Source organism: Micromonospora sp. NPDC049060 (genome assembly GCF_040649055.1).
Taxonomy (GTDB): Bacteria; Actinomycetota; Actinomycetes; order Mycobacteriales; family Micromonosporaceae; genus Micromonospora; species Micromonospora reichwaldensis.
Window position 1 is genome coordinate 1 of the sequence record NZ_JBEZEV010000159.1, and the last position, 5,568, is coordinate 5,568.

Annotated in this window: 4 protein-coding genes; 2 read left to right on the forward strand and 2 right to left on the reverse strand. The window is 74.6% G+C overall.

Annotated features, from left to right (window positions below):
* Window positions 1-121: 121 nt before the first annotated feature.
* Window positions 122-952 carry a DUF4397 domain-containing protein gene (locus AB0B83_RS29835; RefSeq protein ID WP_357580966.1) on the reverse strand — a complete coding sequence of 277 codons (831 nt, stop codon included), beginning with the start codon at window positions 950-952 and terminating at the stop codon, window positions 122-124.
* Between the two features lie 229 nt (window positions 953-1,181).
* Between AB0B83_RS29835 and AB0B83_RS29840 the strand changes: the two genes are divergently transcribed.
* Both AB0B83_RS29840 and AB0B83_RS29845 read left to right on the forward strand, forming a co-directional pair.
* On the forward strand, window positions 1,182-1,784 hold the full coding sequence (locus AB0B83_RS29840) for a sigma-70 family RNA polymerase sigma factor (RefSeq protein ID WP_132232488.1): 603 nt from the start codon (window positions 1,182-1,184) through the stop codon (window positions 1,782-1,784).
* Window positions 1,738-2,535, forward strand: a complete 798-nt coding sequence (locus AB0B83_RS29845) for an anti-sigma factor (RefSeq protein ID WP_357580967.1) — start codon at window positions 1,738-1,740, stop codon at window positions 2,533-2,535. Before AB0B83_RS29840 ends, AB0B83_RS29845 begins: the two co-directional genes overlap by 47 nt.
* A 118-nt stretch (window positions 2,536-2,653) precedes the next feature.
* Here AB0B83_RS29845 and AB0B83_RS29850 read toward each other — a convergent pair whose 3' ends face one another.
* Window positions 2,654-5,362, reverse strand: coding sequence for an HAD-IC family P-type ATPase (locus AB0B83_RS29850; RefSeq protein ID WP_357580968.1), 2,709 nt, complete (start codon window positions 5,360-5,362; stop codon window positions 2,654-2,656).
* Between the last annotated feature and the right edge of the window lie 206 nt (window positions 5,363-5,568).

A 5,568-nucleotide genomic window follows, 5' to 3' on the forward strand; every position in this document is an offset into this window, starting at 1 on the left:
AGTTCCACCCCGATCCCCGTGCCCGGGTCGGTGGTGTCCAGGTGCGCGTAACCGGTCAGTGTGCCGTCGTCCGCTCGGCTGGTCTGGTGCACGGCCGCCAGCGCCCCGCGGTGGCGCACCGTCACCGGCGACCGGTCCGGGCGGTGGCGACCCGCGCCCCGCCGCCGACCAGGAGCAGCACGCCGGCGCCGGTCAGCACGTACCACCAGGTGTCCACGCCGGTGCCGGCCCGGCCGCCGTCGCCGCTGGGCACCCCGGCCGGGGCCGAGTGCAGGCCGGTGATGGTCTGCGCCACGACGTCGAGGTTCTTCGCCTCGGCCGAGCCGATGGCGTACACGATCGTCGCGGTGCCCTCCTTGAGGTCGAGGTCCGCCGGCCCGATCGCCACGGTGTCGGTGCCGGCGAGCACCACGTCCGCCTTGACGGCGCCCGCGTCGACGTCGCCCTTGGCCTCGTTCGGGTTGGTGAGGTCCTCGAAGACGGGGGTGCCGCCGGCGCGCACGTCCACCGCCGGGGCGGCGGCGGTGTGCCGGACGATCAGCCGGGCCTTGCCGGCGGCGACCTTGCCGGTGTCGTTGACGAACGGCGTGATCTTCGGCTTGCCGGCGGCGTCGAGGTGGGCGGCGATGCTGATGTTCGCCCCGCCCGGCACCGCGGCGTCGTCGACGCTGAGGATGGCCTGGGCGATCGGCTCGCCGGGCTTGGTGAGGGCGATGTCGTACGCGCCCTCCTCGAGGTTCAGCGGGCCGGCCACGTCGCCGGGCTTGAAGTTGTCAAGCGTCTTCTCGCCGTTGACGTACACGTCGACCGGGGTGTCCGGGATGCCGTGCACGACGGAGACCTTGGACGTGGCGGCGTACGCGGGGGTGGCGGTGAGGGCGCCGGCTCCGGCGAACGTCAGCGCGGCGACCGCGCCGCCCGCGGCGACCCGACGGAAGTACGAGAGCTGCATGTCTGCCTCCTGGTGATTGGTGCTGGTTCGTCAGGCCTGGTGTGCAAAACGAGTTACGCCCGGTCCACCGCCGCCGGATGCGACCGGAGGCAACTTCTTTTCGTCCGGCGCAGCCGCATCCGAGAGCCGCCCGCCGAGCGAAGAGCTGCTGAGACCAGACCGACCGGAGGTGGGGGCGATGGCTGTGGGAGCTACAGTCGGGCATGCCCCCTGGAAGGCGAGCCGCCCTGTGACAGCGGCACGGCAGGAGCCGTACCCACCCGAGGACGACCTCGCCGCCCGCTTCCGCGCGGGCGACGAACGGGCACTGCGGGAGGCGTACGACCGGTACGGCCGGGCGGTCCTGCACCTGGCCACCAGCACGTTGGCCAACCGCAGCGACGCGGAGGACGTGACCCAGACCACCTTCGTCGCCGCCTGGCTGGGGCGGGACACCTTCGACCCGGCCAAGGGCTCGCTGGTCGGCTGGCTGCTCGGCATCGGCCGCCGCAAGGTGGTCGACCGGCTGCGGGCCTCCGCGCGGGAGACCCGGGTGGTCGAGACGGTCCGGCAGCTGCCGGAGTCGGCGCCGACCGGCCCGGATCCGGACACGGTGGTCGACCGGCTGGTGGTCGCCGACGAGCTGGCCCGGCTGCCCGACGACCAGCGGCGGATGCTGGAGTTGGCGTTCTTCGACGACCTGACCCACCAGCAGATCGCGACGGTGACCGGGGTGCCGCTCGGCACGGTCAAGAGTCACATCCGGCGCGGCATGGCGAGCTTGAAACGCAGATGGGAGGTGGACGGTGCCGCACCTGGACCACGACCGGCTGGTCTTCCTGGCGCTCGGTGAGACCGAGGCGGACGCCGGAGAGAACACCCACCTCGACACCTGCGCGCACTGCCGGACCGAGATGGAGACCCTCCAGCACGTGGCCGGCCTCGGCGCCGAGACCCAGGGCCTGCACGACCTGCCCGATCCGCCGGAGCACGTCTGGCAGGGCATCGTCGCGGAGATCCGCGCAGCGGAGGCCCTGCCGACGCTGTCCGGGCCCCGCGCCGAGCGGTCCGCCGACGAGCGCCCCCCGACCGAGCGGCCGGGCGACGCCGGCGGGGCGGGCGGCGTGGTCCTCACCCCGGCCCGCCGGCGGGGCCGGTGGTCGCGCTGGGCCGCGACGGCCGCGACCGCGACGGCCGCCGCGGTGCTCGGCGTCGTCGGCACCCTCGTCGCGATCGACCGGACCGGACCGGCGCCGGAGCCCGCCCCACCGCAGGTGGTGCTGGCCAGCGCGCCCCTGAAGGCGTACGGCGGGACGCCGCCGGACGCCAACGGCGAGGCCCGGGTGTTCGACAACGGCCGACTGCACCTGCACCTGGCGAATCTCCCGGACGTCCCGGGGTACTACGAGGTGTGGCTCATCAACCCACGGAACATGCAGATGTTCTCGGTCGGTGTGCTCGGCGACGCGACGGACGAACTGCTGCCGCTGCCACCGAACGTGGACCTTGAGGCATACTCGGTTGTCGACGTCTCCGCCGAGGCGTACGACAACAACACCGCCCACTCCGGCAAGAGCCTGTTGAGGGGCACCCTGACGGGCTGATCGGCGGGCCGGCTCAGCTCCCCGGCCCGCCGATCAGCTCCCATCGCGGCCTCAGCCGCCGCCTCCGCAGGGCGGCGGCCGGACCCGCACCCGGCCCGCTCGGCAGCCGGAGCGAAGATCAGCCGAGGCGGCGGCCGAACCGGCCGAACCGCTTGTCGAGCGCGACGACGGCCGAGGCCACGACGGCGATGCCGAGGATCCGCAGCCACGTCTGCCCGTCGATGGGCGCCGTACGGAACAGGTCGTTCATCACCGGCAGGTAGGTCAGGGCGAGCTGGCCGAGGGCCTGCACGAGCACCCCGGCGATCAGCCAGCGGTTGCGGAACAGGCCCAGGCGCCACGGCGAGCGGGTCAGGGAACGGCAGCTGAACAGGTAGAACGCCATCACGGTGACGAAGAGGTTCACCGCCGCGGTCCGCGCCTGCGCCAGGTCGGCCCCGCCGGAGCGCTCCCACTCGAACAGCCACCAGGCGCCCACCACCAGCAGCGCGGAGACCAGCAGCACGCGGACCACCAGCGCGACGGTCAGCAGGGGCTGGCCGGGATCGCGGGGCGGCCGGTCCATGATCCCGGGCTCCTTCGGCTCGAAGGCGAGCGTCAGGCCGAGGAACACCGCCGTGGTCATGTTGATCCAGAGGATCTGGCTCGGCAGGATCGGCAGCGCCGAGCCGAGCACGATCGCGACGAGGATGACCAGGCCCTCCGCCGCGTTGGTGGGCAGCGTCCAGGTGATGAACTTCGTCAGGTTGGCGAAGACGCCGCGCCCCTCCGAGACGGCCGCCTCGATGGTCGCGAAGTCGTCGTCGGTGAGCACGACGTCGGCGGCCTCCTTGGCCACCTCGGTGCCGCTGCGGCCCATCGCCACCCCGATGTTGGCCGCGCGCAGCGCGGGGGCGTCGTTGACCCCGTCGCCGGTCATCGCGACCACCTGGCCGTCGGCCTGCAACGCCTCCACCAGCCGCAGCTTCTGCTCGGGCGAGACCCGGGCGAACACCGACGCCCCACGCACCGCCTCGGGCAGTTCGGCGGCGGGCAGCGCCGCCAGGTCGGCGCCGGTCAGCACGTCGCCCGGGCCGGGCTCGGTACGCAGCAGCCCGATCCGGCGCGCGATGGCGCTGGCGGTGGCGAGGTGGTCCCCGGTGATCATCTTCACGTCGATCCCGGCGCGGTGGCAGGACGTGACGGCCGCCGCCGCGGCGGCCCGGGGCGGGTCGAGCATCGCGTGCAGCCCGGTGAAGACCAGCGTGCCGGCCAGTTCCTCCTCCACGAGCCCGTCCGCCGGGCCGACCGGCCGCATCGCGGTGGCGAGCACCCGCAGGCCCTCGCCGGCCAGCTCGTGGGCGGCGGCCAGCACGGCCGGGGCGTCGAGCGGTCCCGTCGAGCCGTCGGGGCGCAGGGCCGCCCCGGACCACTCGACCACCCGCTCCACCGCCCCCTTGACGAGCACCACCCGCCCGCCCTCGGGACGCTCGTGCAGGGTCGCCATGAACTGCCGCTCCGAGGTGAACGGGACGGCGGCCACCCGGGGCAGCTCGGCGGCGACCTCGTGCGCGTTCAGCCCCACCTTGGCGCCGGCCACGAGCATCGCGCCCTCGGTGGGGTCGCCGAGCACGGCCCAGCGGCCGTCCTGCTCGTCGAGGCGGGCGTCGTTGCAGCCCACGCCGGCCAGCAGCGACCAGCGCAGCGGGCCCTCCCCGGTCGGGGCCGGGCCGCCCGCCGGGTCCCGGATCTCGCCGGTCGGGACGTAGCCGGTCCCGCCGACGTCGTAGCGGCCCTGCGGCGTCCAGAGCACCTGGACGGTCATCTGGTTCTCGGTGAGGGTGCCGGTCTTGTCGGTGCAGATCACCGTGGTGCTGCCCAGCGTCTCCACCGCCGGCAGCCGCCGGATCACCGCCCGGCGGCGGGCCATCCGGGACACGCCGATCGCCAGGGTGATCGTCACGGCGGCGGGCAGCCCCTCCGGGATCGCGCCCACGGCGAGCGCCACGGCGGCGGTGAACGTCTCCCCGGCGTCCTGCCCCCGCACCAGGCCGATGCCGAAGGTCACCGCCGCGAGGAGCAGGATCGCCACGGTGAGCAGCCGGCTGAACCGGGCGAGCTTCACCGTCAGCGGCGTGTCCAGCACCTGCGCGCCGCCGACCAGCCGGTGGATGCGGCCCAGTTCCGTCTCCGCCCCGGTGGCCACCGCGACGCCGACCGCCGTACCGCCGGTGAGCAGGGTGCCGGAGTGCAGCAGGTTGCGGCGGTCGGCCACCGGCGCGTCGGCCGGCACCACCAGCTCGTCCTTGCGTACGGGCAGCGACTCGCCGGTCAGCGCCGACTCGTCGGCGCGCAGCTCGGCGGCGCGGACGAGCCGCAGGTCGGCGGGGACCTTCTCCCCCGCCTCCACGAGCACCACGTCCCCGGGGACCACGTCGTCGGACGGCACGTGGCGCTGCCGGCCGGCGCGCAGCACCCGGGCCTGCGTACGCACCATCGCCCGCAACGCGTCGAGGGCCGCCTCCGCGCGGGACTCCTGGAGGAAACCGACGACGGCGTTGACGAGCACCACCCCGAAGATCACCGCCGAGTCGACGTACTCGGCGAGCAGCAGGGTGACCACGCCGGCGGCGACCAGCACGTAGATCAGCGGGTTGTGGAACTGCCGCAGCAGCCGACGCAGCGCTCCGCCCTCGGCCGCGCTGGGCAGCACGTTGGGCCCGTACCGCTCAAGCCGCGCCGCCGCCTCCTCGTCGGTCAGCCCGTGCTCGGTGTCGGTGCCGAGCAGCAGCACGACCTCGTGCACGGCGAGCGCGTGGTGATCGCCGTCGGGCGTCCTGGCCGGCATCGGCACACTCCTGTTCGGCACGGGGACGGCCGCGCTGGGGGCACCCCGGGGAGAGCGTCTCCATGGTCGCAGGCCGGCGTGGGACCCGCCGGTCGTTTCGCCGGTGCCGCCCGCGGAAAGGGGGGGGGGGGGGGGCGCCCCGCGGCCCCGCCCCCCGGCGGTAATCTCACCGCGTGCGCGAGAGTTTCCGACCGGGCGGGACCGGG